The sequence below is a fragment of the Klenkia soli genome, assembly GCF_900103975.1.
GTDB classification, from domain to species: Bacteria; Actinomycetota; Actinomycetes; order Mycobacteriales; family Geodermatophilaceae; genus Klenkia; species Klenkia soli.
The window spans coordinates 90,260-116,887 of the sequence record NZ_FNIR01000004.1 but is presented as its reverse complement, the minus strand read 5'-3'; the positions used below and the strand labels follow the sequence as shown (position 1 = coordinate 116,887).

The following is a 26,628-nucleotide window of genomic DNA, read 5'->3' as shown; positions in this document are numbered from 1 at the left end:
GGGCGGCGGCCCGACCGGGCAGGATGCACGGCATGAGCAGCTGGTCGATCCCCACCGCGTCGCAGCCGGTCGACGCCGTCGTCACCCTGCCCGGCTCGAAGTCGATCACCGCCCGCGCCCTCGTCCTGGCCGCGCTGGCCGCGGGCCCCTCCCGGCTGGTGCGCCCGCTGCGGGCCCGCGACACCGACCTCATGGCCGCCGCCCTGCGGGCCCTGGGGGTCGGGATCGAGGTCGAGGAGGACGACTGGCTGGTCTCCCCCGGCCGGCTGCACGGGTCGGCCACCGTGGACGCCGGGCTGGCCGGCACCGTGCTCCGCTTCCTCCCCCCGGTGGCCGCCCTGGCCGACGGCCCGGTGACCGTCGACGGCGACCCCCGGCTGCACGAGCGCCCCAACGCCGGCCTGCTGGACGGGCTGCGCGCGTGCGGGGTGCGGATCGACGACGGCGGCCGCGGCAAGGCGCCGTTCACCGTGCACGGCACCGGCGCCGTGCGGGGCGGTGCGGTCACCGTCGACGCCAGCGAGTCCAGCCAGGTGGTCAGCGGCCTGCTGCTCGCGGCGGCCCGGTTCGCCGAGGGCCTGGACCTGTCGCTGGCCGGCGGGGTGCCGTCGATGCCGCACGTGCAGATGACCGTCGAGACCCTCGCCGAGCACGGGGTGCAGGTCGAGCGCACCGCCACCGGCTGGCGGGTGCACCCCGGGCCGATCGCCCCGGTCGACCGGGTGGTCGAGCCCGACCTGTCCAACGCCGCACCGTTCCTGGCAGCGGCCCTGGTCACCGGGGGCCGGGTGACCGTGCGGGACTGGCCGTCGCGCACCACGCAGCCCGGCGCGCACCTCGAGCAGCTGCTGCCGGTCATGGGTGCCGCCGTCGAGCGGACCGACGCCGGCCTGCAGGTGACCGGGGGCCAGACCGTGCGGCCGCTGGTGGCCGACCTGTCCGAGGTGGGCGAGCTGACGCCGGTCCTCGCGGCGCTGTGCGCGCTGGCCGACGGCCCGTCCCGGTTGACCGGGGTCGCCCACCTGCGCGGCCACGAGACCGACCGGCTGCAGGCACTCGACGAGGTGCTCACCGCCGTGGGCGCCACGGTCACCCAGCTGCCCGACGGGCTCGAGATCACCCCGGGCCCGCGGCGGTCCGCCGAGGTCGACTCCTACGCCGACCACCGCATGGTCATGGCCGCCGCGGTGCTGGGTCTCGCGGTGCCCGGCGTCGTCGTCCGCGACCCGGGCACGGTGGCCAAGACGTTGCCGGACTTCGTCGACCGCTGGTCCGGCCTGCTCGGCGACCCCGTGGGAGCGGTCAGCTGAGCGGGCGCACGTTCGACAGCCGCAGCGACGAGGACGACGTCCGGGTGCGTCCCGGTCGCCGGGGCTCCCGACCGCGCACCCGCACGCGACCCAGCCACGACGACGCCGTCCCCGGGCTGGTCGTCGGGGTGGACCGCGGGCGGATGACCGTGCGCGTCCAGGCACCCGAGGGGCCCGTCGAGGTGACCGCGATGCGGGCCCGCGAGCTGGGCAAGCACGGCGTGGTGACCGGCGACCGGGTGCGCCTGGTCGGCGACACCAGCGGGCGCACCGACACCCTGGCCCGGATCGTGGTGATCGAGCCGCGGGTGACCACGCTGCGGCGCACCGCCGACGACACCGACCCCACCGAGCGGGTGGTGGTGGCCAACGCCGAGCAGCTCGTGGTGGTCTGCGCGATCACCGACCCCGAACCGCACGTCGGCTTCCTGGACCGCTGCCTGGTGGCCGCCTTCTCCGGCGGGCTCACCCCGCTGCTGTGCCTGACCAAGGCCGACCTCGGCAGCCCCGACGCGCTGCTGGCCCGGTACGCCGGGCTGGAGGTCGAGGCGATCGCGGTGTCCCAGCAGACCACCCTCGAGCAGCTGCAGCCCCGGCTGGACGGCCGCATGAGCGTCTTCGTGGGTCAGTCCGGGGTCGGCAAGTCGACCCTGGTCAACCGGCTGGTGCCCGACGCCTACCGGGCCACCGGCGGGGTCAGCAAGGTGGGCAAGGGCCGGCACACGTCGTCCTCGGCGGTGCTGCTGGACCTCCCCGGCGGCGGCATGGTGATCGACACCCCCGGCATCCGCAGCTTCGGCCTGGCCGACACCGACCCGGCCGACGTGCTGGCCGCCTTCGACGACCTGGCCGAGGTGGCGCGCGACTGCCCACCGCTGTGCGCGCACACGGCCGACGACCCCGACTGCGCACTGGACGACTGGGCCGCCGAGGGCCCGCCCACCCGGGGCGAGCGGCTGGCCAGCTTCCGCCGGTTGGTCGCCGCGGTGACCAGCACGCCCAACTACTGAGCCGGCCTCAGACCTCGACGGTGCCGCCGCTGCGCCAGTAGACCCCGGCGTCGCGGGACAGCAGGCCCTCGTCGACCAGGTAGCGGCGCAGGGCCGCGGTGTCGGGGTGCCAGACGGCGAGCAGCGCGTTGACCTCGCGCTCGGGGTAGCGCACCCCGGGCTCGAACACCCGCACCAGGTGGTCCAGCACCACCAGCCGCTTCGCCCGGTGCGCGGGGATCGAGGTCAGCCGGCCCTCGTGGACGAAGGCCTGCAGCACCGCGTCGGCCGCGGGGTCGGCCGAGAGCGGCTCGGGCGGGGGGCGGTGCTCCCCGGCCGAGCGGGCCGCGGCGGCGAACACCTCCGCGCGCAGCTCCAGGCCCGCGCCGTCGCGGCGGACCAGACCGCCCCGGCCCAGGCGGCGGGCGGCGAGGGCCACCTCGGTCTGCGAGCGGCCGGTGGCCGCGGCCACCGAGGCGATGTCGGTGGCGCCCAGCACCAGGGCGGCGACCACCGCGAGGCGGGCGTCGTCGGCGAGCAGGCCGACCAGCTTGGCGGCGTCCGGGTCCGGGTCCACGCACCCCAGGCTAGGTTGCGAGGATGACCGGGCGCGGGTGGACCGAGGACATGCAGCTGGCGCACGTGCTGGCCGACCAGGCGGACTCCATCAGCATGGAGCGCTTCAAGGCCCAGGACCTCGTGGTCGACACCAAGCCCGACCTCACGCCGGTCACCGACGCCGACCGCGCCGTCGAGCAGCAGCTGCGCAGCTCGCTGGCCCGCACCCGCACCCGGGACGCCGTCCAGGGCGAGGAGTTCGGCACCACCGGCCACGGCTCGCGGCGCTGGGTGATCGACCCCATCGACGGCACCAAGAACTTCGTCCGCGGGGTACCGGTGTGGGCCACGCTGATCGCCCTGCTGGACGGCGACACCCCCGTCGTCGGCATGGTCAGCGCCCCGGCGCTGGGCCGCCGCTGGTGGGCCGCCACGGGCGTGGGCGCCTACACCGGCCGCCGCCTGGAGTCGGCCACCCGCTGCCGGGTCTCGGGGGTCGAGTCGCTGGCCGACGCCTCGTTGTCGTACTCGTCGCTGTCGGGCTGGGAGGAGCGCCACCGGCTCGACGGCTTCCTCGACCTCACCCGCTCGGTCTGGCGCACCCGGGCCTACGGCGACTTCTGGAGCTACACGATGCTGGCCGAGGGCGCCGTCGACGTGGCCTGCGAGCCCGAGGTGTCGCTCTGGGACCTCGCGGCCCTCGACGTCGTCGTGCGCGAGGCCGGGGGCACGTTCACCGACCTGGACGGCACGCCGGGACCGGCCGGGGGCAGTGCGGTGGCCACCAACGGCCACCTGCACCCCGCCGTCCTGGACGCGCTCGCGCCGCGCTGATCAGGGGCGGCGGCCCTTGCCGCCGCCCTGCAGCTTGGCCCGGACCTGCTCGATCTTGGCCCGGTTCTTCGGGTCCTTGGCGAACTGCTGCGCCTTGTCGGTGGCGGTGCGGATCGCGCGCTGACCCTGCGGGCTCTTCGCGAACTTGGCGATCTTGTCGAACAGCGATGCCACGGGGGCTCACCTTCCGTCTGTGCGGGCGGGTCTGGTCACCGAACGGTCGCAGGCCGCCCCGCGTTCCGCAGGTCAGGAGCCGAAGGGTCCGCCTCCCCGGCCGTTGCGGTCGGCGAGCAGCCCCGCCAGCGTCGAGACGGCGATCTCGCCCGGCGCCCGGGAGCCGATGTCCAGCCCGATCGGCCGGTGCACCCGGGCCACCTCGTCGGCCGGGACGCCGAGCGCGGCCAGCGCCGCCACGTGCGGGCCCTCGTGCCGGGGGTTGCCCATCAGGCCGATCCACCGGGTCGACGTCGCCAGGGCGTCGCGGAGGACCTCGCCCAGCTCCGGGCGGTGGTGGTCGCACACGACGACGTCGGCGTGCGGCTCGTCGGGCACCGCGGCCAGCCGGGTCGTGCCGACGGGCAGGCCCTCGACCTCCCGGTCCCCGGGCTCCACCAGCACGGGCGCGTAGCCGCACTCCACGCCCAGCCGCAGCAGCGCTGCGGCGACCGGGGAGGCGAACACCGCGACGAGCACGCGGTCGGTCACCGGTGCTGCGGGGTCGCCGTGGGCGACCCCGCAGTTCGGGTCGGTGCTCACCGCGCGGGGCTGTCGCCGTAGGCGTAGCCGGCGTTGGCGTAACGGCCACCCTCGGCCGCCCCGGGCGGGGCGATCTGCTCCAGGCGGGCCAGGTCGGCGTCGCTCAGCTCGACGGCGTCGGCGCCGGCGTTCTCCGACAGGTAGGTGCGGCGCTTGGTGCCCGGGATGGGCACCACGTCGTCGCCCTGGGCGAGCACCCAGGCCAGCGCCAGCTGCCCGGCGGTGGCGCCCTTCTCCCCCGCCAGCTGCTTCACCGCGTCGACCAGCCGCAGGTTGGCGTCGAACGCCTCGCCCTGGAAGCGCGGCATGTCCTTGCGGAAGTCGTCGTCGCCGAAGTCGGCGGGGCTGGTGATGGCCCCGGTGAGGAAGCCGCGGCCCAGCGGGGAGAACGGCACGATGCCGATGCCGTGCTCGCGGGCCACGGCCAGCACGCCGGAGGACTCCAGGTCGCGGGTCCACAGCGACCACTCGCTCTGCAGCGCGGTGATCGGGTGCACCGCGGCAGCCCGGCGGACCGACTCCGCCGACGCCTCGGACAGGCCCAGGTACCGGACCTTGCCGGCCTGCACGAGCTCGGCCATCGCGCCGACGGTGTCCTCGATCGGCACCGTGGCGTCGACCCGGTGCTGGTAGTAGAGGTCGATGGTGTCCACGCCCAGGCGGCGCAGGCTGTCCTCGCAGCGGGCCCGCACGTTCTCGGGGCGGCCGTCGATCTGCATGGTCCCGGTGTCGTCCCGGGAGATCGAGAACTTGGTGGCCAGCTGGACGTCATCCCGGCGGGTGCGCAGCCGCTGCGCGAGCAGCTCCTCGTTGTGCCCATCGCCGTAGACGTCGGAGGTGTCCCAGAAGGTGATGCCCAGGTCGAGCGCCCGGTCGAGGACGGCGAGGGACTCGTCGCGGTCGGCGGCGCCGTAGGACTGGCTCATGCCCATGCAGCCCAGCCCCTGCGCGGACACGTCGAGGTCGCCGAGCCGGCGCCGGCTGATCGGTGTGGTCATGACCCGATCCTGCTCACCGGGAGGCCAGCCCGTCCACCCGGGCGCGCTCGTCGTCGGTCAGCGCGAACCCGAGGACGTCGGCGTTGGCCCGGATCCGCTCGGGCGTGGCCGACTTCGGGATGACGACGACGCCGTGGTCCAGGTGCCAGCGCAGCACGACCTGGGCCGCGGTGACCCCGTGCGCGTCGGCGATCCCGGCCAGCACCGGGTCGGCGAGGTCGGTGCTCTTGAACGGGCTGTAGCCCTCGAGCACGACGCCGCGCTGCCGGTGGCCCTCGAGCACCTCGGCGTCGAAGAGCGAGGGCGCCCAGCGCACCTGGTTGACCGCCGGGGTGACGCCGGTCGCGTCGGTGAGCTCGTCGAGCTGGGCGAGGGAGAAGTTGCTGACCCCGATGTCGCGGGCGCGGCCGGCGTCCCGGGCGGCGACGAACTCCCGCCACAGCGCGACGTCGTCCCCACCGGTGGACCAGTGCACGAGCCACAGGTCGACGGTGTCGACCCCGAGCGCGGCGAGCGAGGCGTCGAGGGTGGCCTGCGCCGCGTCGGCCCGCTCCGGCGGCAGCTTCGTGGTCACGAAGACCTCGTCGCGGGCCACCCCGGAGTCGGCCAGCCCGCGGCCGACCTCGGTCTCGTTGCGGTACATGGTGGCGGTGTCCAGGTGCCGGTACCCGGCCTCCAGGGCGGCCCGGACGGCGTCGGTGCAGTCGGTGCCGGTGATCTGCCAGGTGCCGAAGCCGAGCAGGGGCATGGCCCCGCCCCCGGGCAGGGCGGCGGTGGGTTGCGTCATGCACCCGCCCTGCCCGATCACGCCGTCGCCGACACGTGGGATCGTCGGCACGGACCGGCAACCCCGGCCGATCGTCACCCCACGCTGGAGGACCTCCCGTGCAGTACGCCGAGTCCGTCGTCGACCTGATCGGGAACACCCCGCTGGTCCGGTTGCGCAAGGTCACCGAGCACCTGGGGCCCGACGCCCCGCTGGTGCTGGCGAAGGTCGAGTACGTGAACCCGGGCGGATCGGTCAAGGACCGCATCGCCGTGCGCATGATCGACGCCGCCGAGGCCTCCGGTGCGCTGCAGCCCGGCGGCACGATCGTGGAGCCGACCAGCGGCAACACCGGCGTCGGGCTGGCCATCGTGGCGCAGCAGCGCGGATACAGCTGCATCTTCATCTGCCCCGACAAGGTCAGCGCGGACAAGGTCAACACGCTGCGTGCCTACGGCGCGCAGGTCGTCGTCTGCCCCACCGCGGTCGACCCGTCGGACCCGCGGTCCTACTACTCGGTCTCCGACCGGCTGGCCCGCGAGACCCCCGGCGGCTGGAAGCCCGACCAGTACTCCAACCCGAACAACCCGCGCAGCCACTACGAGACCACCGGCCCCGAGATCTGGGCGCAGACCGAGGGCCGGGTCACCCACTTCGTCACCGGCGCGGGCACCGGCGGCACCATCTCCGGCGTCGGCCGGTACCTGAAGGAGGCCTCCGAGGGCCGCGTGCAGGTCATCGGCGCCGACCCCGAGGGCTCGGTCTACTCCGGCGGCACCGGGCGGCCCTACCTGGTCGAGGGCGTGGGCGAGGACTTCTGGCCCTCGACCTACGACCAGACGGTCGCCGACGAGATCGTCGCGGTCTCCGACGGCGACTCCTTCGCGATGACCCGCCGGCTGGCCCGCGAGGAGGGCCTGCTGGTGGGCGGCTCCTGCGGCATGGCCGTGGTCGCCGCGCTCCGGGTCGCCGAGAAGCTGACCAAGGACGACGTCCTGGTCGTGCTGCTGCCCGACGGCGGCCGCGGCTACCTCAAGAAGATCTTCGACGACGAGTGGATGGCCGACTACGGCTTCGTCGAGGCCGCCGACGGCGAGACCGTCGGCGAGCTGCTGCGGGCCAAGTCCGGCGACGGCGACGCCCTGCCCGCCCTGGTGCACACGCACCCCACCGAGACCGTCCGCGAGGCGATCGACATCCTGCGGGAGTACGGCGTCTCGCAGATGCCGGTCGTCCGCGCCGAGCCGCCGGTCACCGCCGGCGAGGTGGTCGGGTCCGTCGAGGAGAAGGCGCTGCTGGACGCGCTGTTCTCCGGCGCCGCGGCGCTGTCGGACACCCTGGAGAAGCACATGAGCGCGCCGCTGCCGATCATCGGCTCGGGCGAGCCGGTGTCCGCCGCGGTCGCCGCGCTGGGCGGGGCCGACGCGCTGCTGGTGCACGAGGACGGGAAGCCCGCGGGCGTGGTCACCCGGCAGGACGTGCTCGGTCACCTCGCGGGGATCCCTACGGTGCAGGCATGAGCGACTCCCACGGCTTCTCCACCCGGGCCATCCACGCCGGCCAGGAGCCCGACCCGACCACCGGCGCCGTCGTCGTCCCGCTGCACCTGACCAGCACGTACAAGCAGGACGGCGTCGGCGGGCTGCGCGGGGGCTACGAGTACAGCCGCAGCGCCAACCCGACCCGCACCGCGTTGCAGGAGGCGCTGGCCTCCCTGGAGCAGGGCGCCACCGGGCTGGCGTTCGCCTCCGGGCTGGCCGCCGAGGACGCGCTGCTGCGCACCGTGCTGAACCCCGGTGACCACCTGGTCATCCCGATCGACGCCTACGGCGGCACGTTCCGGCTGATCAGCAAGGTCCTGCAGCGCTGGGGGGTCGACCACACCCCGGTCGACCTCGGCGACCTGGACGCCGTGCGGGCCGCGTTCCGGCCCACCACGAAGCTCGTCTGGTGCGAGACCCCGACCAACCCGCTGCTGGGCATCGCCGACATCGCGGCGCTGGCCCAGCTGGCGCACGAGCACGGCGCCCTGCTCGCGGTGGACAACACCTTCGCCTCGCCCTACCTGCAGCAGCCGCTGACCCTGGGCGCCGACGTCGTCGTCCACTCGACGACGAAGTACCTGGGCGGGCACTCCGACGTCGTCGGCGGCGCCTTGGTCGCCGGCACCGCCGAGCTGGGCGAGCAGCTGGCCTTCCACCAGAACGCGATGGGTGCCGTCGCCGGGCCCTTCGACGCCTGGCTGGTGCTGCGCGGCATCAAGACCCTGGGCGTGCGCATGGACCGGCACCAGGCCAACGCCGGCCGGGTCGCCGAGTTCCTGGTGGAGCACCCGGCGGTGTCGTCGGTCCTGTACCCCGGGCTGCCCGAGCACCCCGGCCACGAGGTCGCGGCGCGGCAGATGTCCGGCTTCGGCGGGATGCTGTCGTTCCGGTTGCGCGGCGGCGAGGAGGCCGCGCTGGCGGTCTGCGAGCGGGCGCAGGTGTTCACCCTGGCCGAGTCGCTGGGCGGCGTGGAGTCCCTGGTCGAGCACCCGCACCGCATGACCCACGCCTCGGTCGCCGGCAGCGCCCTGGAGGTGCCGGCCGACCTGGTCCGCCTGAGCGTCGGCATCGAGGAGATCGAGGACCTCCTCGCCGACCTGGACCAGATGCTGCGCCCCTGAGCCCACCCCTCCCGATGATCACGGACCTGCGCGCGTGACACGCCGCCCGACGGTGTCCTGGGGTCCGTGATCGTCGGGGGCCGGCTGTCCACAGGCCGATCCGGCGTCCACAGATCGCCCGTGACCGCCCCGCTACCGGTCTCCCTGGCCGAGGGTGCCGGCATGCACCTGGCCTTCTACCGCACCGTCGTCCGCCAGGTCGGCGTCCTGGTCGACGCCGACCTGCCCGGGAGCCCGGCCGTGCTGGTGCGGGCGGCGTCCCTGCTGCTGGGCGGTGACCTGGTGGCCTGCCGGACGACGGCCGCGCTACGACGCCGTCCTGGTCGCCGGGGTCTGGTGCACCCCACCGGCCCGGACGGCCTGCGAGGTCGTGCGGACGACGCTCTACCTCCGGCGGGTGCTGCCGCACGCGTCCCCCCTCCCGGACTCCCCGATGGAGTCGCGGGCACGGTGGCGGTACATCGAGGGCGGGCTGCCGGCCCCTGTGCCCCAGGTTCCGGTCGGCACCAGGTTCCTCGACCTCGGGTGGGAGGAGGAACCGGTCGCCGGCGAGCACGACGGCCTCGACGCCCACATGACCCGCGAGCAGCTGCGCGAGGACCGGCGGCGGCACAACGAGATCACCGCGCACCGCTGGGCCCTGCTGCACCTCACCGACCACGACGTCCACCGCGGCCCGGGCGCTCGGCCTCCCGGAGCCGGCCGCCGTCCGGCACCTCCGCCCGGCCCCGCTCCCCCGCCGGCTCCCCGCCGACCTCCCTGGTGATCACGGACCCCGGGACACCGGGACGAGGCATGTCCCGAACACAGGTCCGTGATCACCGGGAAGGGGAGGCGCGGCTTGACCCGGGGTGGGATGGTTGAACGCATGACCATCGATCTGGCCGCCGTCGAAGCCACCCGCCGGCGTCTGCGCGACGCCTACCTGGCCCCGGCCGGCGAGCGCCCGGCCTCGACCGCGCGCGGACTGCACCACACCGCGCTCATCAGCAGCGACGTCGAGGCCACCATCGCCTTCTACCAGGGCGTGCTGGGCTTCCCGCTGACCGAGCTGATCGACAACCGGGACTACCCGGGCAGCTCGCACTTCTTCTTCGACATCGGCAACTCCAACCTGCTGGCGTTCTTCGACTTCCCGGGCCTGGACGTCGGCCCCTACGCCGAGGTGCTCGGCGGGTTGCACCACGTGGCGATCAGCGTCGAGCCGGCCCGCTGGGAGGCCCTGGTCGAGAAGCTGACGTCGGCCGGGGTCGAGCACGTCGTCCACTCCGGTGTCTCGGTGTACTTCCGCGACCCCGACGGCGCGCGCATCGAGCTCATCGCCGACCCGCTGGGTGAGATGTACGGGGAACACGTGCTGTGATCTGCGGGTTGGCCCGCTGACCCGCCGAACCACCCGGGAGGCACCCGCATGACCCAGGCCCCCCGCCCCGGACCCGCGCTGCGCGTCTCGGTACCGACCCTGTCGCCGTCCTCGAAGCTCTACATGGGCACCGAGGCCGGTGGCTCCGCCCTGCTGCTGGTGGGCACGCTGCTGGCCCTGGCCTGGGCGAACTCGCCGTGGGCGGCCGGGTACGAGTCGTTCTGGTCGACGCCGGCCTCGCTGGGCATCGGCAGCGTCGAGCTGTCCATGGACCTGCGGCACTGGGTCAACGACGGCGCGATGGCGCTGTTCTTCCTCGTCGTCGGCCTGGAGATCACCCGCGAGGTCGCCACGGGCGAGCTGCGCGACCGGCGGGCGGTCGCCGCCCCGGCCCTCGGCGCGCTGGGCGGTCTCGCCGTCCCGGCGCTGGTCTACCTGGCGTTCAACCCCAGCGGCGAGGCGGCCTCGGGCTGGGGCATCGTGATGAGCACCGACACCGCGTTCGTCCTGGGCGTGCTGGCGCTGTTCGGGCCGCGGTGCCCGGACCGGCTGCGGATGTTCCTGCTCACCCTGGCGATCGTCGACGACATCGGCGCGATCAGCGTGATGGCGCTGTTCTACTCCGACGAGATCGTGCTGCCGGCCCTCGCCGTCGCCGGTGCCCTGGTCGTCGTCCTGCTGGTGCTGCGGTGGATCGGCGTCTGGAAGCTGACCCCCTACGTGCTCACCGGCATCGCGCTGTGGCTGGCGGTGCACGAGTCCGGTGTGCACGCCACGCTCGCCGGGGTGGTGCTCGGCCTCGTCCTGCCGGCCCGGCCCCCCTCGCGCAGGGAGATCGAGCGGACGGCGGCGTTCGGCCGAGCCCTGCGGGAGGACCCGGACGCCGCCAAGGCGCGCAGCACCAAGCTCGCCGTCGCCTCCACGGTGCCGGCCAACGCCCGGCTGCAGGAGTCCCTGCACCGGTACACGTCCTACCTGGTGGTCCCCGTCTTCGGCCTGGCCAACGCCGGGGTCGTGCTGGACGCCGAGGCGCTGCGGGCAGCGGCCACCTCGACGATCACCCTGGGCATCGCCGTCGCCCTGGTCCTGGGCAACGCCGTCGGCATCACTGCCGGTGCGTTCGTCGCCCTCAGGACCGGCTGGGGCGTGCTGCCCGGCGGGGTCCGCTGGTCGCACCTGATGGCCGGGGCGACCCTGGCCGGCATCGGGTTCACCATCTCGCTGTTCATCACCGACCTCGCCTTCGACGACGAGCTGCTGCGCGAGCAGGCCAAGATCGGGATCCTGCTGGGGTCACTGACCGCAGCGGTGGTCGGCACCCTCCTGCTGCGCACCCTCGGCGAGCGGTTCCCGCTGTGCTCGCCGGCGTCCGACGAGCCACCGTCGCTTCCCCCGTTCCCCTGGGTCGAACCCGGCGTCCGCAGCTGAGCCCTGGGCGGCGGCGCCGATCGCCCGGCGCAGCGAGGCCAGGTCCGGACGGCCGCTGAAGAGCTGGCCGTCCACGAACAGCGTCGGCGTCCCCGGCACCTCGAGCTCCACGCCGGTCTCGAAGTCGGCGACGACCTTGGCACCGAAGGGCTGCGCCGCGTCCCCGACGACCCGGGAGCCGTCGAGCCCGAGCCCGGTCGCGTAGGCGGCCAGGTCGGCGTCGGCGAGGTGGTCCTGGTTGCCGAACAGGAGTTCGTGCATCTCCCAGTACGCACCCTGCTCGCCGGCGGCCTCGGCAGCCAGCGCCGCGGTCAGCGCGTAGGGGTGCACGTCGGGCAGCGGCCAGTGCCGGAACACCAGTCGGACGCCGCCGTCGGACCCGTCGACCAGCGCCTTGAGCACCGGGGCGGCGGCCCCGCAGTACGGGCACTCGTAGTCGCCGTACTCGAGCACGGTGACCGGTGCGTCCGGCGCACCGTAGACGTGGTCGACGGGACGGACGGCGAACGGACCGGTCATGGACCAGGGCAACGCCCGCGCGGCCGGGACCTGTTCCCCGGCCGGACAACGCAGAAGGCCCGAACTCCGAGGAGTTCGGGCCTTCCGTTGTGGTAGCGGGGACAGGATTTGAACCTGTGACCTCTGGGTTATGAGCCCAGCGAGCTACCGAGCTGCTCCACCCCGCGTCGCTCCTAGAAGGTTACACGGCCCGGTGGGCGGGGTCGAGCCGGGGCACCGTGACGGCGAGCACGCCCCCGTGTCGACCGCCGCCCGACGACCGCCGCCGCTCGCCCGGGGGCCCGGGACGCGACGAAGGCCCGGACTCCGAGGAGTCCGGGCCTTCGTGGTGGTAGCGGGGGCAGGATTTGAACCTGCGACCTCTGGGTTATGAGCCCAGCGAGCTACCGAGCTGCTCCACCCCGCGTCGGTAGGACCAGCCTAACCCACCGGGTCGGGCTGGTCCCACCGGGGTCAGCCGGTCGGGCTCGCCGCCGAGCTGCTGGCCGCCGACTGCGCCGCCTCGAAGGCCGCCGTCGCCTCGGCCAGCGCCTGCTGGGCCGCGCCGATGTCGGCGAAGTTGCCCGCCTGCGTCGCCGTGCTGAGGTCCTGCAGCGCCTGCTGGATCTGGGCGATGGCCTGCGCCGTCGCCGAGTCCACCACCACGTCCCCGCCGCCCGAGGGCGGTGCGGTCGTGGTCGAGGGCGCCGTGGTCGTCGGCGGACTGGTGCTGCCGCTGCTGCCGTCGTCCGGCGTCGTCCCGGTGTCCGGTGTCGCGGCCCCGGAGCCGAACACCTGGTCCAACCCCTGCTGCAGGGTGTCGCCGTACCCGATGCGGCCCTGGTAGTTGACGATCACCTTCTGCAGCAGCGGGAAGCCGTTGTCCGACCGGCTCTGCACGTACACCGGTTCCACGTACAGCAGACCGGCGTCACCGATGGGCAGCGTGAGCAGGTTGCCGAACTGGACCGTGCTCCCCTGTCTCAGGATGTTCAGGTTCGACGCCACGCTCTCGTTCGAGGTCATCGCGTTCTGCACCTGGCTGGGGCCCTGGTAGGGCGTGTTGCCCGGCAACCTGAGCACCTGCAGCTCGCCGTACGTCGCCGGGTCCGCCGACGCCGAGATGAACGCCGACAGGTTCTGCCGGTTGAACGCGTTGAGCGCGCTGGTCAGCTGGAAGGTGGCCCCGGTGTCGCCCGGCCGCTGGCTGAGGATGTAGTACGGCGGCTGGGCCTGGTCGGTGTCCCGGGTCGGGTCGGTCGGGATCTGCCAGCGGTCGTTCTGGTTGTAGAAGTCGCCGGCGTCGCTGACGTGGTAGCGGGTCAGCACGTCACGCTGCAGCTTGAACAGGTCCTCCGGGTAGCGGACGTGGCTGATCAGGTCGTCGGACATGTCCGACTTCGGCTGCACGATGCCCGGGAAGGCCGCCATGTAGGTGGCCAGCACCGGGTCCTCGTCGTCCCAGGCGTAGAGCGTGACCGCGCCCGTCTCGGCGTCGACCGTGGCCTTCACCGAGTTGCGCACGTAGTTGAACGTCTCGTTGGGCAGCGCCGTGGTGCCGGTGCCGGTGAGCGCGTCGGTGGTGGCCTCGCCCAGCTCCATCTGCTCGGCGTAGGGGAACGCGTCGGAGGTGGTGTAGCCGTCGAGGATCCAGGTGACCCGGCCGTCGACGACCGCCGGGTACGGGTCGCCGTCCACGGTCAGGAACGGGGCAGCCTTCTCCACGCGGTCCAGCGGGTCACGCACGTAGAGCACCCGCGAGTTGTCGTTGACGGCCCCCGAGAGGATGAAGTTCCGCTCGCGGTAGTAGATGGCGAAGGTCAGCTGGCGGAAGAAGCTGCCGATCGCGACGCCGCCACCCCCGGTGTAGGTCGAGTTGACCTGGCCGTCGTCGGAGCCGGACTCGGGGCGGTCGAACTCCCGCGGGGCCTCGCCGTCGGCGGCACCGACCACCGAGTAGACGTCGGTGCCGTTGTCGTTGAGCAGCTCGCCGTAGTAGATCCGCGCCTGCTCGACGTCGATGGTCCCGGTCGTGGGCAGGTCGCTGGCGCCGCTGAAGTCCGGCTGGCCGCCGTCGCTGGAGCCGGTCTTCACCTGGTTGGCCGGTGCGGCGACGAACCCGTTGCCGTGGGTGTAGACGGTGTGCCGGTTGATCCAGCTGCTCTGGTTGTCCGACAGGTTGGACTGGTCGAGCTCGCGCGCGGCCACCACGTAGTCCTGGGTGACGCCGTCGACGGTGTACCGGTCGACGTCCAGCCGCTCGGGGAACCCGTAGACGTTGCGGATCTGCTGGAGGGCGGTGAACGTCGGCGCGAGCACGTTCGGGTCCAGCAGCCGGATGTTGTCCACCGTGGGCGACCCGGCCAGCTCGGCGGCCGCGGCCTGGGCATCGGCGCTGGTGGCGGTGTCGGTGGTCTGGTTCTGGGTGTAGTTGACGTAGTCGACGCCGCTGATGTCGTAGGCCTCACGGGTGGCGTCGATCGCCCGCGAGATGTAGGCCGCCTCCCGCTCGTCCGGGGTCGGGCGCACCACGAACTGCTGCACGATCGCCGGGTAGGCCACCCCGATGACCAGGGAGGACAGCATGAGCAGCACCAGGGACGCCGCCGGCAGCGCGAAGTTGCGCACCACGATGTTGGCGAAGAACGCCACGGCGCAGATGGCGGCGACGAACACCAGGATCGTCTTGGCCGGCAGCAGGGCGTTGACGTCGGTGTAGCTGGCGCCGGTGAACACCCCGCCGCGGTCGGAGTAGACCGTGCTGTAGCGGTCCAGCCAGTAGGCCACGGCCTTGAGGGCGACGAAGATGCCCAGCAGCACCGAGAGCTGCACCCGGGCCGCGCCCGAGAGCTTCTGCCCGGGGGTCTGCAGCCGCAGCCCCCCGAAGACGTAGTGGGTCAGCAGGGAGCCGATCAGCGCCAGGATCGCGATGGCGAACGCGAAGCCCAGCGCCAGGCGGTAGAAGGGCAGGTCGAAGACGAAGAACCCGTTGTCCAGCCCGAACTGGGGGTCGACGGTGCCGAACGGCGTGGCGTTGCGGAAGGTCAGCCAGGTCTCCCAGCTGCCCTGCGCGGTGAACCCGGCGAACAACCCGAGGACGACGGCCAGCGCGACCAGCACCAGGGTGCGGCGGGGCTCGATCGACTGGCGGTACCGCTCGAGGTTCTGCTGCTCCAGGCTCATCGGCCGGAACGTGGGCCGGAACCGGTAGGCCAGGTACACCGCCAGCGCCACCAGCCCGCCGGTGGCCACCCCGGCCACGGCGAACAGCAGCGCCCGGGTCTGGAGCTCGGTCCAGAACACCTCGGTGAACCCCGTGGAGCCGAACCACAGGTAGTCGACGTAGACGTTGGTCAGGGTGCCGATCACGGTGAACAGCACCAGCAGCACGGCGATGACGCCGATGACCAGCTTGGCGCGCCGGGACAGGGTCGGCACCGGCACGGGTGGCCGCATGGTCACGGGGCGGTCTCCTTCAGTTGCTCGAGTTCGTCGTCCTGCTGCGGCGACCGCCGGGGATCACAGCTGCCCGACCGGTGACCGACAGCCGCACGACAGGTGCGGCGGGCAGCCTGACCGGAGGCTGGGGACGACTGCTCAACTGCCGCGGACGCCCCCGGGTTCCCGGTCACCGACAAGCAGACCACGCCCACCTGAGCGGGCGGTCGCGAGCGGTCAGTCGCCGTCGGTGCAGGGGGTGGGCGTGCCGCCGTCCCGGAAGGTCTGCAGCGCGGTCAGCGCGTCCTCCAGGGTGGCCACGCGCGCCATCGGCAGACCGGGCTGCGCGTTCGCCAGGGCCTCGGCGCAGTTGTCGGCCGGGACCAGGAAGAGCTGGGCGTCGATGTCCCGGGCGGCGATCATCTTCAGCGGGATGCCGCCGATCGGGCCGACCGTGCCGTCGGCGTCGATCGTGCCGGTGCCGGCGATGACCGCACCGTCGGTGAGGTCGGTGTCGCCGACCAGGTCGATGATGCCCAGGGTCAGCATCAGGCCGGCCGAGGGTCCACCGACGTCGTCGACCCTGATCGACACGGTGAACGGGGCGGACGGGGTCTGCAGCACGCCGACCCCCAGGAACGAGCCCGAGCGGCTGTCGTCGGACCCCGTGGTGATCGAGGCCGACCCCGCCCGGCCCTGCCGCGTGTAGTCCACGGTCACCGTGCTGCCGGAGGGGATCGCGGTCAGCGCGGCGTCCAGCGCGTCGGTGTCGGGGGTCGGCGTGCCGTCGACGGCCTCGATCGCGTCGCCGGCCTCCAGCTCCCCGGCCGACGGCGAGTCGTCGCCGACCGACTGGACGACGACCTTCTCCGGGTAGCCCAGCTCGCCCAGCGCGGCGGCGTTGGCCGACTGCTCGGAGGTGAGGAACGCCTGCCGGTTCTGCTGCTGGGTCTCCTCCACCGACTGGTCCGGCGGGTAGACCGTGTCGCGGGGCACCACCGACACCTCGTCGTCGAACCAGCCCTGCACCGCCCCGACCAGGGTGAGCGGGCGCTGCGGCACGCCGACCGTGGTCAGGTTCAGGTTGCCGCTGACGTCGTTGCGCGCGCGCCCGTCGACGGTGATGATCGGGTCGCCGTCGAGGTCGCCGAGGGTGTTGTAGGTGGGTCCCGGCACCTGGGCGACGTAGGGCACCGGCACCAGCGTGCCGACGAGGCCGAACCCCAGCAGCAGCACGACACCCGCGACGAGGACGGTCACACGACGGCTCACGGGGGCCGACAGTAGGTGACCGCGCCGGGTGGACCCGTGCTGGTCACCCGCCTGGGTGTTCGCCCAGAGCGTGGTCGCGGACCCCATCTGCGCGGCTACCGTGGAGACATGAGCGACGTGCCCTTCGGATTCGGCCCCTCCGACCGCGACCCGGAGCGGCGCGACCAGAACGGTCCCGGCGGCGGCGGCAACCCCGCCGACCCCTTCGGCTTCGGGGCGCTGTTCGGCGGGGCCGGTGGCGGGTCGCCCGAGGAGCTGCTGGGCAAGATGCCGCTGTTCGCCGAGCTGCAGAAGCTCATGACCTGGTCCGGCGGGCCGGTCAACTGGGACCTCGCCCGGCAGGGGGCGATCAGCCAGCTCGCCGCCGGCCACCAGCCCACCTCGGCCGCCGAGCGGAGCGAGGTCACCGAGGCGATCCGGCTGGCTGACCTCTGGCTGGACCAGGCCACCGACCTGCCCTCGGGCGTCGAGCGCACCCTGGCCTGGTCGCGGGTCGAGTGGCTGGAGCAGACGCTGCCCGCGTGGGGCGCCCTCATCGACCCCCTCGCCGAGCGCGTCGTCGCCGCGATGACCTCCGCCCTGCCGGCCGAGGCCGCCGCGATGGCCGGCCCGCTGTCGGGCGTCATGGGCCAGATGGGCGGGGTCATGTTCGGCGCCCAGGTCGGCCAGGCGCTGGGCAAGCTCGCCGACGAGGTCGTCACCAGCACCGACGTCGGTCTCCCGCTCACCCCTGCCGGCACCGCCGCGCTGGTGCCGCAGAACATCGACGCCTTCCGCGAGGGGCTGGACCGCCCCGAGGAGGAGGTGCGGTTGTTCCTGGCGCTGCGCGAGGCGGCGCACCAGCGGTTGTTCGCCCACGTGCCGTGGTTGCGCCAGCAGCTCGCCGACGCCGTGCACGCCTACGCCCGAGGCATCCACGTCGACGCCGACGCCATCCAGCGCGGCCTCGAGGACGCCATGGGCGGCATGGACGGCGGCTTCGACCCGCAGGACCCCGAGAAGCTCCAGCAGCTGCTGGGCAGCGGGGTGCTGGAGCCGGCCGAGACCCCCGAGCAGAAGAACGCGCTGCGCCGCCTGGAGACCCTCCTGGCCCTCGTCGAGGGCTGGGTCGACGTCGTCGTGGCCGCGGCGGCCGGCCAGCGGCTCCCCGGGTACGGCGCCCTCGCCGAGACGATGCGCCGTCGGCGCGCCTCGGGGGGTCCCGCCGAGCAGACCTTCGCCACGCTGGTCGGGCTGCAGCTGCGGCCCCGTCGCCTCCGCGACGCCGCGAACGTGTGGGCCGCGATGGCCGCCCAGCACGGCACCGAGGCCCGCGACGCGCTGTGGGCGCACCCCGACCTGCTGCCCTCGGCCGAGGACCTCGACGAGCCGCTGGACTTCGTCGGCCGGCAGGGCCGGAGGTCGGCCGCCGACACCGCCGCCGAGCAGGACGAGTTCGACCGGCTCACCGCCGGGCTGGACCTCGACACCAGCACCGGGGACGACGACACCGGCACCACCGGGACCCGGGACGACGGCGACACCCCGACCCCGGCCTGATCAGCCCGCCGCGGTGCCGGTGCGCGCCTCGACGCCCTCGAGGTAGCCCAGCGCCCGCTCGGCGCGGGGGAACCGGCCCACCAGCGCCCAGAACGCGGCGTCGTGGGCCGGTTCCAGCAGGTGCGCCAGCTCGTGCACCAGCACGTAGTCCACGACGTACTCGGGCATGTCCCGCAGCCGGCTGGACAACCGGATGGTGCGGTCGGCCGGGGTGCAGGAGCCCCACCGGCGGTTCTGGTTGTCGACCCAGCGGACGCTGGCCGGCAGCACCCCGCCCAGGTAGGACTCGGACAACCCGCGGGCGCGCGCCATCAGCTCGTCGTCGCTGCCCAGGGTGCGCCGCCCGCGGTCCTCGCGGGTCTCGAGCTTGGCGACCATGCGATCGACCCAGGACCGTTCCTCCGAGCGGCTGAACGAGGCCGGGATGAGCACGACCGTGCGGCCGTCCTGCCGGTAGGCGGTCACGGTGCGCCGGCGCCGCGCGCTGCGCCGCACCTCGACCGGGCCCGGGCCGCCGGCCGCGGGGTCGCTCGAACCGGGTCGGGGCGGGGGCTGGTGCTGCACGCACGCACCGTAACCACCAGCGGGCCGTGCGCCCACCCCGCCGACACCCGGTCGGGTGCAGGTGCACACCGTCGGTGGACACCGGCGCGCATCCACAGCCACGCCCGCCCCCGACCGGGCCCGAGGACCGCTGCGGCCCGCGCCGTCCGCTCTCCGTCCCCCGGCCGTGCACAGCGCCACGCCGAGCCCTCCCCACGTGCTCCACAACCTTGTCCACAGGGTGTGGGTGGACCGGCGGGCCCCGGCGTCCCGACTGCCACCCTCGCTCCGTGACCGACAGCCACCGCCCGTTCCTGCCCCGGGCCGTCCCGGTCCTCCGGCTCGCCCCGGGGACCCTGCAGATCGGCGGGGCGGACGGCGACCCGGGACTGCGGGTCGGACCGCTCCCGGCCGACTCGTCACGGGCGCTGGCCGTCCTGCTGCGCGGGCTGGACGGCAACCGGCCGACGGCGGCCGTGGTGGCGGAGGGCGTCGCCGCCGGGCTCGACCGTGCCGTGGTGGCCGACGTGCTCGCGGCGCTGCGCGCATGCGGGCGGCTGGTGGACGTCTCCTCCACCGACCTGCTGGCCGCCGCGCACACCCCGGCCGCCCGCGCCCGCACCGAGGTCGAGCTGCCGGCCGCCCTCGGGGACGGCCGTCCCGGCACCTGGGGCCGGCGCTCGGGCTCCTCGGTGGTCGTCGACGGGGCCACCCGGGTGGGGGTCCCGCTCGCGTCGATGCTCGCCGCCAGCGGGGTCGGCCGGGTGCACGTCCGCGACCGCGGCACCGTGGGCGCGGCCGACACGGTCGTCGGTGGGCTGTCCGCCGCCGACGAGGGTCGCCCGCGCACCCTGGCCGCGGCCGACGCGGTCCGTCGGGCCGCCCCCGACGTCGACCTCCGGCCGTTGCCCCCGGGCACCGCGCCGGACCTCCTCGTCCTGACCCGGCCCTGGGCCGCGGTCGACCCGTTGCTCGCCGGGCTGCAGAGCGCCCGGGTCCCGCACCTGGTGGCCACCGTGCGCGGCGAGGTCGGCGTCGTCGGTCCGCTCGTCGTGCCGGGCCGCACCGGGTGCCTGCGCTGCGCGGAGGTCACCCGCACCGACACGGCACCCGAGTGGCCTGCGCTGGCCAGCCAGCTCCGGGAGCCGCCCACCGCCCGCACCGGCCCGCCCGTCGGACCGGTCACCGGGGGCACCGGGGTGTCCCTGGCGACCGCGGTCACGGCGCTCACCCAGGCCCTGGGCCACCTCGACGGGACGGCGGCCCCCGTCGCCCTCGACGCCACGCTGGAGCTGCGGTCCCCCGACCTGCTGCCCCGTCGGCGCCCGTGGCCGGCGCACCCGGCCTGCGCCTGCCGTGCCGGTGCGGCCGCGGCGGAGGGCCGTCCCGGCGCGGGTGGGCGCGAACAGGGACACTGGGGGGCGTGACGGACAGCGGGCGGGACATCCCACGCGGAAGCGTGTCGCGCACGGCCAAGCTGGCGTCGCTCCCGCTGGGGGTCGCCGGCCGTGCCACGCTGGGCATCGGACGCCGGCTGTCCGGCCAGTCCGCCGAGCAGGTGTCGGCAGACCTGCAGCAGCGCACCGCCGAGCAGCTGTTCGCCGTCCTGGGGCAGCTCAAGGGCGGCGCCATGAAGCTGGGCCAGACGTTGTCGGTGTTCGAGGCCGCCGTCCCCGAGGAGCTGGCCGCGCCCTACCGCGAGGCGCTGGTCAAGCTGCAGGAGGAAGCGCCGCCCATGCCGGTGCGCACCGTGCACGCGGTGCTCGCCCAGCAGCTCGGCGGCACCTGGCGCACCCGGTTCTCCTCCTTCGACGACGAGCCGGCGGCCGCGGCCAGCATCGGCCAGGTGCACCGTGCGGTCTGGCGCGACGGCCGCGACGTCGCCGTCAAGATCCAGTACCCGGGCGCGGGTCCGGCCCTGATGGCCGACCTGAACCAGCTCGCCCGCTTCGCCCGCATGTTCGCCGTCCTCTTCCCCGGCATGGACGTCAAGCCGTTGATCACCGAGCTGAAGGCCCGGGTCGCCGAGGAGCTCGACTACGCCATGGAGGCCGACTCGCAGCGGGCCTTCGCCGCCGCCTACGCCGGCGACCCGGACATCGCCGTCCCCCGGATCGTGGCCAGCGCGCCCAAGGTGATCGTGTCCGAGTGGATGGAGGGCACACCGCTCGCCCGCATCATCACCGACGGCACCCGGGAGCAGCGCGACCGCGCGGGGTTGCTGATGTCCACGTTGCACTTCTCCGGGCCCCGGCGGGCCGGGTTGCTGCACGCCGACCCGCACCCCGGGAACTTCCGGCTGCTGCCCGACGGTCGGCTGGGCGTCATCGACTTCGGCGCCGTCGCGCGGCTGCCCGGTGGCTACCCCGAGCCCATCGGCCGTCTGGTCCGCTGGGCGCTCGCGGGCCGGGCCGACGACGTGCTGGCCGACCTGCGCGCCGAGGGCTTCGTCAGGGAGTCCGTCGAGGTCGACGCCCAGGCGGTGCTGGACTACCTGCTCCCGCTGCTGGCCCCCGTGGCCACCGACCGGTTCCACTTCAGCCGCGCCTGGATGCAGGAGCAGGCCACCCGGGTCGGCGACCCGCGCAGCGAGGCCAGCCGGCTGGGCCGCCAGCTCAACCTGCCGCCGGCCTACCTGCTCATCCACCGGGTGACGATCGGGTCCATCGGGGTGCTCTGCCAGCTGGATGCCGAGGCCGACTTCCGCTCGGTCATCACCACCTGGTTGCCCGGCTTCGCCGAGTAGCTCCCCCCGCCGTCTGCTCCACGGTGATCAGGTGACCTGATCACCGGGTCGCCGACCACACGAACGGTGGTGAGGGTGGCCCCTCGGTGATCAGGTGACCTGATCACCGAGGGGCGGGTGGGCGGCGGCAGCGGGCGCAGCACTACCGGACGGCGGCGCTGGCGCGGGCCGCCCGGCGTGTGGCGCGGTCGGCCCTGCGGGCCCACCGTCGGGCTGCCGCGATCCGACGAGCCCGGGCCGCCGCATCGGCGTCGGCCAGCAGGTCGGCCTGGTGCATGCGCGCCATGTAGAGGTCGCCGGCGAGCCAGTCGTGGCGGTGCAGGTCCATCTCTCCCCCTCCCGTGGTCTCGGTGCTGCTGGTGTGGTCGGTCATGCCGCGACCTTCCGCGGGCGACCGCGGGGACGCTTGCGGGCGATCACGACCCCGTGGTCGAAGATCTGCCCACCCCAGACGCCCCAGGGCTCGGCGCGGTCCAGGGCGCCGGCCAGGCACGCGGCCTGCAGGGGGCAGGACGCGCAGAACTCCTTGGCCTGCTCGAGCTGGGCCGGGGTCTCGGCGAACCAGAGGTCGGCGTCCTCGGTCCGGCAGGGCAGCGCCGTCCGCTGGGGCCGCTCGAGCTCGGCGCGCGGGACGGACACCGGTCGCTCGATCGTGTGCTGCACGGTCGGTCCTCTCTTCCTCGTCGTGCTCCCGGTCGACGGTGGCCCCGCCGACCCGGGTGGGTCGGTGGGATCGACGGCACGGAAAAGGCCGCGGATCCCGGTTGTCCGGGTTCCGCGGCCTCGAGGGGACCGACCTGAGCGCTAGCTCAGGGGGTCTCTCGGAGGCAGGTCACCCGGGGTGTCGCTGTTCAGCTGGACGGCGGTGGCGCCGATCGGCAGGCCGGTCATGGGGACGTCGACGACCGGCCGCAGGCGGAGGTGACCGCCGACGGGCAGGCCGGTGGTGCGCTCGGCAGCGGTGACGCCGCCGGCGACGGCATCGACGCCGCGCACGGCGAAGGCCCCGGCGTAGGTCGGGGCCTTCGTGGTGGTGGTGGAGATCAACGTGACCCCTCCTCTCGGGGCTCGGGGACTCGGCCGGTGGGCCGTTCCCGGTGCGGGCGGTGCGTGTGCAGGTGAGGTTAGGGGACCCCGCCGAACGGGGTCAACGCATTTAATGCGGGTCGTCGCCGTCGACCGCGGCCAGCACGTCGGTGCCGTACAGCTCCAGCTTGCGCGCCCCGATCCCGGGCAGCGCGGACAGCTCCGTGAGCGACCCGGGGCGGGTCTCGGCGATGGCCTGCAGGGTGGCGTCGTTGAACACCACGTAGGCGGGGATCGACGCCTGCGCGGCCGTCGCCGCCCGCCAGGCCCGCAACCGCTCGAACAGCTCACCGGCCGGGCCGTCGAGCACGACCTCGACCCGCCGGGCCACCCGGGTGCGCACCGGCACCGCGGCGTCGGGGGCCACCCCGGTGAGGAACCTGCTGCGCGGCCGGGCCCGCTTGCCGCCGGGCTGGCGGGACAGCGACCAGGACAGCGTCAACTGCTCACGGGCCCGGGTGACGGCGACGTAGAGCAACCGGCGCTCCTCCTCGACGGCGTCGGGCCGGGCCAGCGACTGCGCGATCGGGAGCACGCCGTCGACCAGACCGACGACGAAGACGGCGTCCCACTCCAGGCCCTTCGCGGCGTGCATCGAGGCCAGCGTGACCCCCTGCACCGTGGGTGCGTGCTGCGCGTTGGCCCGCTCGGCCAGGTGGCCGACGAACCCGGCGAGGGTCAGCGCCGGTTGCTCGGCGACCAGGTCGACGGCGAGGTCGACCAGGGCCGACAGCGACTGCCAGCGGTCGCGGGCCGCACCGCCCGGCGGTGGTCGGTGCTCGACCCAGCCCACCGACGCCAGCACGTCGCGGACGGCGGGCACCAGCGGGCTGCCGTCGTCCCGGCCGGCGGCGGCGCCGCGGAGCAGCAGCACGGCCTCGCGCACCTCGGGCCGCTCGAAGAACCGCTCGCCGCCCTTGAGCACGTAGGGCACCCCGAGGTCGGTGAGCGCCGACTCGTAGACCTGGGACTGGGCGTTGATCCGGAACAGGACGGCGATCTCGGCCGCCGGGAGCCCGGAGTCGACCAGCTCGCGGCAGGCCGCGGCGACCGCGGCGGCCTCGGCCGGCTCGTCGGGGTGCTCCAGGAACCGCGGTTCGGGACCGGCCGCCCGCTGGCCCATCAGGCGCAGGCCCGGCAGACCGGTGCGGCGGGGCGCCATGCCGATGAGCTTGTTGGCCAGCCCGACGACCTCGGGGGTGGACCGGTAGTCGCGCTCGAGCTTCACCACCTCGGCGTCGGGGTAGCGGTCGGCGAAGCCCAGCAGGTAGTCGGGGTCGGCCCCGGTGAAGGAGTAGATCGTCTGGTGCGGGTCGCCGACCACGCACAGCTCGGCCCGCCCGCCCAGCCAGGCGTCGAGCAGCCGTTGCTGCAGCGGGTTCACGTCCTGGTACTCGTCCACCACGAAGTGCCGGTACTGCCCACGCACCTCGGTGGCGACGTCGCGGTGCTCCTCGAGCGCGTAGGCCGTGACGAGCAGGAGGTCCTCGAAGTCCAGCGTGCCGTCGCGCTGCTTGAGCTGCTCGTAGCTCTCGTAGACCGCGGCCACCGCGGCGGGCTCGAACGGCGCCTCGCGCCCGGCGGCCCGGGCCCGCGCGGGGTAGTCGTCGGGCGTGGCCAGGGTGGTCTTGGCCCACTCGATCTCACCGGCGAGGTCGCGCAGGCTGCTGCGGTCGGTGGTCAGCCGGTGCCGGGTGGCCGCCCCGGCGACCACGCGGAGCTTGTTCTCGACCAGCTCGGGCATCGGCCCGCCCAGCACGCGCGGGGCGAAGTAGCGCAGCTGACGCATGGCTGCGGCGTGGAAGGTGCGGGCCTGCACCCCGCCCACCCCCAGCCCGGACAGCCGCCCGCGGAGCTCGCCGGCCGCCCGCGCGGTGAACGTGACCGCCAGGACCTGCTCGGGGGTGTAGACGCCGGTGTGCACCCCGTAGGCGATGCGGTGGGTGATCGTGCGGGTCTTCCCGGTGCCGGCCCCGGCCAGGATGCACACCGGACCCCGGACGGCGGCGGCCGCCGCCCGCTGCTGCTCGTCCAGCCCGGCGAGCACCGCCTCGGCGCCGGTCGGCCGTTCCCGCTCCTCGACCGTCACCCCCCGAGTCTGGCAGTCGGGTACGACACCCGGGGAAGCATCCCCGGGGGGACGGCGTTCGACCGATCAGGAGCCGGACCGACCCGACTGGTCGCCGGCGTCACCACGACGGAGGATCGACTGCATGACTGCCGCCACCGCACCCGTGACCATGTACACCACCAGCTGGTGCGGGTACTGCGTGCGCCTGAAGAAGCTGATGCAGCGCGAGGGCATCGAGTGGGCCGAGGTCAACATCGAGACCGACGAGGGTGCCGCCGACCTGGTCATGAAGGCCAACGGGGGCAACCGCACCGTCCCCACGCTGATCTTCGCCGACGGCACGGCCCTCACCAACCCCAGCATCGAGCAGGTGAAGAGCCAGTTGTCGCAGACCTCCGGCGCGTGATCCCCCCGCCGCGGTCCTCCTCGGGCCATGATCACGGGGTCACCGGCCGTGGGGAGCCGGCGACGCCGGGACCACCGTGGTCCGGGCGGCCGAGGGAGGACGTGGCGGTGGGCATCCCCGTGAGCGGCGCGACACCCGACGACGTCGTGCGGACCGCGGACGGCGAACCGGCGTTCGCCATCACCCGCACGACCAGGGGGTGGGCCGTGCTCACCCCCGCCGGCACCGAGCACACCCCCGACCTGGTCGAGGCCATGAGCCTGGCCGACCTGATCGCCGAGGACCTCGGCACCTCCCCCGAGCCCGGTCGCGACGCCCGCCGGGCCGCCCGCGGCGGCGCCCCGGACGCACCCGACGCCGATCCGCGCGACGAGGAGCTGGCCGCACTGCGCCGCTCCGTCGCCCAGCTGGAGCACGCCCTCGCCGCCCGCGTGTCGGTCGAGCGGGCGATCGGCGTGCTGGCGGTGCAGCAGGGCTGCTGCCCACGTCAGGCCTTCGAGCAGCTGCGCCACCGGGCACGGTCCTCGGGCCGCCCCGTCCACGACCTGGCCCGCGAGGTCCTGGACGGTCTGGGTGCCGGTCCCGCGGTCCCGCCGCCGGCCGGTCCGTCGCAGACCGAGTCGCTGGCGGGCCCCGAGCGGCCGGCCCGGCGCCGCGTCGAGCGCAACCGGGCCCGGCAGCCGGTCCTCGTCGAGGGTGAGCGCTGAGCTCCCCGCTCCCGCTGTCCCCGGCAGCCCTGGCGCAACGGCTGGCCGGGCTGCTGGCCGACACCGCCCCGTCGGCGGGCGCAGCCGCGCTCCGGGTCGCGGTCGACGGTCCCGACGTCTCCGTCCCCGAGGAGCTCGCCGTTGCGGTGGCCGCGCTGCTGCCGTCGCTCGGCCGCCCGGCCACCGTCGTCCCGGCGGGTGGTTTCCTGCGGCCGGCCTCGGTCCGCCTGGAGCACGGCCGGACCGACGCCGACGCCCGGTACACCGACTGGCTGGACGTCTCGGCCCTGGGCCGCGAGGTGCTCGACCGGGTGGGTCCCGGTGGCCCCGGTGACGTGCTGCCCGAGCTGTGGGACGTCGAGCGGGACCGGGCGACCCGGGCCGCCCGCGTGCCGGTCAGCGGGGTGCTCCTCGTGCCCGGCGCGCTGCTGCAGGGGGTCGGGCTGGCCTTCGACGTCGTCGTCCACCTGCGGGTCTCCCCCGCCGCCCGGCGCCGGCGCACCCCGGCCGACCAGGCCTGGGAGCTGCCGGCCTTCGACCGCTACGACGACGAGGTCGACCCGGTCGCCCTGGCCGACGCGGTGGTCCTGGCCGACCACGCCGACCGCCCCGCCCTCGTCCTGCAGGGTCGATGGCAGCGGTGACCCCGGCCAGC

General features: G+C 74.4%; 26 protein-coding genes, 2 tRNA genes and 1 pseudogene. 14 read left to right on the top strand and 15 right to left on the bottom strand.

Annotation, left to right across the window (positions count from 1 at the left end; all coding sequences use genetic code 11):
• Positions 1-32 precede the first annotated feature (32 nt).
• Together aroA and rsgA are read left to right on the top strand one after the other, a co-directional pair.
• On the top strand, positions 33-1,310 hold the full coding sequence (gene aroA, locus BLS67_RS07340) for a 3-phosphoshikimate 1-carboxyvinyltransferase (RefSeq protein WP_091242332.1): 1,278 nt from the start codon (positions 33-35) through the stop codon (positions 1,308-1,310).
• A 44-nt stretch (positions 1,311-1,354) separates the two neighbouring features.
• Positions 1,355-2,320 carry a ribosome small subunit-dependent GTPase A gene (gene rsgA, locus BLS67_RS07335; protein ID WP_242653888.1) on the top strand — a complete coding sequence of 322 codons (966 nt, stop codon included), beginning with the start codon at positions 1,355-1,357 and terminating at the stop codon, positions 2,318-2,320.
• Positions 2,321-2,327: 7 nt separating this feature from the next.
• On the opposite strand, the gene BLS67_RS07330 is transcribed toward rsgA, so the two are convergent.
• Entirely contained in the window at positions 2,328-2,876 is a 549-nt protein-coding gene (locus BLS67_RS07330) for a DUF2087 domain-containing protein (protein ID WP_207500396.1), read from the bottom strand.
• Between the two features lie 23 nt (positions 2,877-2,899).
• Here BLS67_RS07330 and hisN point away from each other — a divergent pair, with 23 nt between their 5' ends.
• Positions 2,900-3,691: a histidinol-phosphatase gene (gene hisN, locus BLS67_RS07325; protein ID WP_091242325.1), complete on the top strand. Its 792-nt coding sequence runs from the start codon at positions 2,900-2,902 to the stop codon at positions 3,689-3,691.
• On the opposite strand, the gene BLS67_RS23720 is transcribed toward hisN, so the two are convergent.
• From BLS67_RS23720 to BLS67_RS07310, 4 genes are all read right to left on the bottom strand, one after another.
• Positions 3,692-3,865 (bottom strand): hypothetical protein, encoded by a 174-nt coding sequence (locus BLS67_RS23720; RefSeq protein ID WP_165617508.1) that lies wholly within the window; start codon positions 3,863-3,865, stop codon positions 3,692-3,694.
• A gap of 72 nt (positions 3,866-3,937) precedes the next feature.
• Positions 3,938-4,447 (bottom strand): XdhC family protein, encoded by a 510-nt coding sequence (locus tag BLS67_RS07320; protein WP_207500395.1) that lies wholly within the window; start codon positions 4,445-4,447, stop codon positions 3,938-3,940.
• Positions 4,444-5,445, bottom strand: a complete 1,002-nt coding sequence (locus tag BLS67_RS07315; protein WP_091242322.1) for an aldo/keto reductase — start codon at positions 5,443-5,445, stop codon at positions 4,444-4,446. The genes BLS67_RS07320 and BLS67_RS07315 overlap by 4 nt, the downstream gene beginning before the upstream one ends.
• A gap of 13 nt (positions 5,446-5,458) precedes the next feature.
• On the bottom strand, positions 5,459-6,232 hold the full coding sequence (locus BLS67_RS07310; protein WP_091243047.1) for an aldo/keto reductase: 774 nt from the start codon (positions 6,230-6,232) through the stop codon (positions 5,459-5,461).
• Between the two features lie 98 nt (positions 6,233-6,330).
• Between BLS67_RS07310 and BLS67_RS07305 the strand changes: the two genes are divergently transcribed.
• From BLS67_RS07305 to nhaA, 5 genes and pseudogenes are all read left to right on the top strand, one after another.
• Positions 6,331-7,731 (top strand): cystathionine beta-synthase, encoded by a 1,401-nt coding sequence (locus tag BLS67_RS07305; protein ID WP_091242319.1) that lies wholly within the window; start codon positions 6,331-6,333, stop codon positions 7,729-7,731.
• Positions 7,728-8,876 (top strand): cystathionine gamma-synthase, encoded by a 1,149-nt coding sequence (locus tag BLS67_RS07300; RefSeq protein WP_091242316.1) that lies wholly within the window; start codon positions 7,728-7,730, stop codon positions 8,874-8,876. Before BLS67_RS07305 ends, BLS67_RS07300 begins: the two co-directional genes overlap by 4 nt.
• 274 nt (positions 8,877-9,150) lie before the next feature.
• Entirely contained in the window at positions 9,151-9,642 is a 492-nt protein-coding gene (locus BLS67_RS07295) for a hypothetical protein (RefSeq protein WP_091242312.1), read from the top strand.
• A gap of 102 nt (positions 9,643-9,744) precedes the next feature.
• Complete coding sequence (locus tag BLS67_RS07290) at positions 9,745-10,239, top strand: VOC family protein (RefSeq protein WP_091242309.1); 495 nt, start codon at positions 9,745-9,747, stop codon at positions 10,237-10,239.
• A 48-nt stretch (positions 10,240-10,287) separates the two neighbouring features.
• Positions 10,288-11,508, top strand: a pseudogene (gene nhaA / locus BLS67_RS07285) (Na+/H+ antiporter NhaA); the annotation flags it as partial.
• 24 nt (positions 11,509-11,532) lie between these two features.
• Here nhaA and BLS67_RS24365 read toward each other — a convergent pair.
• The 5 genes from BLS67_RS24365 to BLS67_RS07260 all read right to left on the bottom strand — a co-directional run bounded on the left by BLS67_RS24365 (position 11,533) and on the right by BLS67_RS07260 (position 16,875).
• Positions 11,533-12,186, bottom strand: a complete 654-nt coding sequence (locus BLS67_RS24365) for a DsbA family protein (RefSeq protein ID WP_341350142.1) — start codon at positions 12,184-12,186, stop codon at positions 11,533-11,535.
• Between the two features lie 90 nt (positions 12,187-12,276).
• Positions 12,277-12,353 (bottom strand) — tRNA-Met (locus BLS67_RS07275).
• 162 nt (positions 12,354-12,515) lie between these two features.
• Positions 12,516-12,592, bottom strand: a tRNA-Met gene (locus BLS67_RS07270).
• A 47-nt stretch (positions 12,593-12,639) separates the two neighbouring features.
• Positions 12,640-15,621: a UPF0182 family membrane protein gene (locus BLS67_RS07265; RefSeq protein ID WP_242653933.1), complete on the bottom strand. Its 2,982-nt coding sequence runs from the start codon at positions 15,619-15,621 to the stop codon at positions 12,640-12,642.
• Between the two features lie 219 nt (positions 15,622-15,840).
• Positions 15,841-16,875, bottom strand: a complete 1,035-nt coding sequence (locus BLS67_RS07260; RefSeq protein ID WP_207500393.1) for a YlbL family protein — start codon at positions 16,873-16,875, stop codon at positions 15,841-15,843.
• A 108-nt stretch (positions 16,876-16,983) separates the two neighbouring features.
• On the opposite strand from BLS67_RS07260, the gene BLS67_RS07255 reads away from it, so the two are divergent.
• On the top strand, positions 16,984-18,414 hold the full coding sequence (locus BLS67_RS07255; protein ID WP_091242296.1) for a zinc-dependent metalloprotease: 1,431 nt from the start codon (positions 16,984-16,986) through the stop codon (positions 18,412-18,414).
• On the opposite strand, the gene BLS67_RS07250 is transcribed toward BLS67_RS07255, so the two are convergent.
• Complete coding sequence (locus tag BLS67_RS07250; protein WP_242653887.1) at positions 18,415-18,978, bottom strand: M48 metallopeptidase family protein; 564 nt, start codon at positions 18,976-18,978, stop codon at positions 18,415-18,417.
• 269 nt (positions 18,979-19,247) lie between these two features.
• On the opposite strand from BLS67_RS07250, the gene BLS67_RS07245 reads away from it, so the two are divergent.
• Positions 19,248-20,384, top strand: a complete 1,137-nt coding sequence (locus tag BLS67_RS07245) for a ThiF family adenylyltransferase (RefSeq protein ID WP_091242292.1) — start codon at positions 19,248-19,250, stop codon at positions 20,382-20,384.
• Positions 20,381-21,703, top strand: coding sequence for an ABC1 kinase family protein (locus tag BLS67_RS07240; protein ID WP_091242290.1), 1,323 nt, complete (start codon positions 20,381-20,383; stop codon positions 21,701-21,703). The genes BLS67_RS07245 and BLS67_RS07240 overlap by 4 nt, the downstream gene beginning before the upstream one ends.
• A 142-nt stretch (positions 21,704-21,845) precedes the next feature.
• Here BLS67_RS07240 and BLS67_RS07235 read toward each other — a convergent pair whose 3' ends face one another.
• The 4 genes from BLS67_RS07235 to BLS67_RS07220 form a co-directional block, all read right to left on the bottom strand.
• Positions 21,846-22,076 carry a hypothetical protein gene (locus BLS67_RS07235; protein WP_091242286.1) on the bottom strand — a complete coding sequence of 77 codons (231 nt, stop codon included), beginning with the start codon at positions 22,074-22,076 and terminating at the stop codon, positions 21,846-21,848.
• The gene (locus BLS67_RS07230) at positions 22,073-22,366 is read right to left on the bottom strand and encodes a WhiB family transcriptional regulator (RefSeq protein WP_091242282.1); all 294 of its coding nucleotides are present in this window, start codon (positions 22,364-22,366) and stop codon (positions 22,073-22,075) included. Before BLS67_RS07230 ends, BLS67_RS07235 begins: the two co-directional genes overlap by 4 nt.
• 141 nt (positions 22,367-22,507) lie before the next feature.
• Positions 22,508-22,750: a hypothetical protein gene (locus BLS67_RS07225; RefSeq protein ID WP_091242280.1), complete on the bottom strand. Its 243-nt coding sequence runs from the start codon at positions 22,748-22,750 to the stop codon at positions 22,508-22,510.
• 109 nt (positions 22,751-22,859) lie between these two features.
• Positions 22,860-24,878 (bottom strand): ATP-dependent DNA helicase UvrD2, encoded by a 2,019-nt coding sequence (locus tag BLS67_RS07220; protein WP_091242278.1) that lies wholly within the window; start codon positions 24,876-24,878, stop codon positions 22,860-22,862.
• Positions 24,879-25,002: 124 nt separating this feature from the next.
• Between BLS67_RS07220 and BLS67_RS07215 the strand changes: the two genes are divergently transcribed.
• The 3 genes from BLS67_RS07215 (at position 25,003) to BLS67_RS07205 (ending at position 26,617) form a co-directional block, all read left to right on the top strand.
• Positions 25,003-25,266 carry a mycoredoxin gene (locus BLS67_RS07215; RefSeq protein ID WP_091242275.1) on the top strand — a complete coding sequence of 88 codons (264 nt, stop codon included), beginning with the start codon at positions 25,003-25,005 and terminating at the stop codon, positions 25,264-25,266.
• Between the two features lie 107 nt (positions 25,267-25,373).
• Positions 25,374-25,973: an ANTAR domain-containing protein gene (locus BLS67_RS07210; protein WP_242653886.1), complete on the top strand. Its 600-nt coding sequence runs from the start codon at positions 25,374-25,376 to the stop codon at positions 25,971-25,973.
• Between the two features lie 146 nt (positions 25,974-26,119).
• The gene (locus BLS67_RS07205) at positions 26,120-26,617 is read left to right on the top strand and encodes a nucleoside/nucleotide kinase family protein (RefSeq protein ID WP_242653885.1); all 498 of its coding nucleotides are present in this window, start codon (positions 26,120-26,122) and stop codon (positions 26,615-26,617) included.
• Positions 26,618-26,628 lie beyond the last annotated feature (11 nt).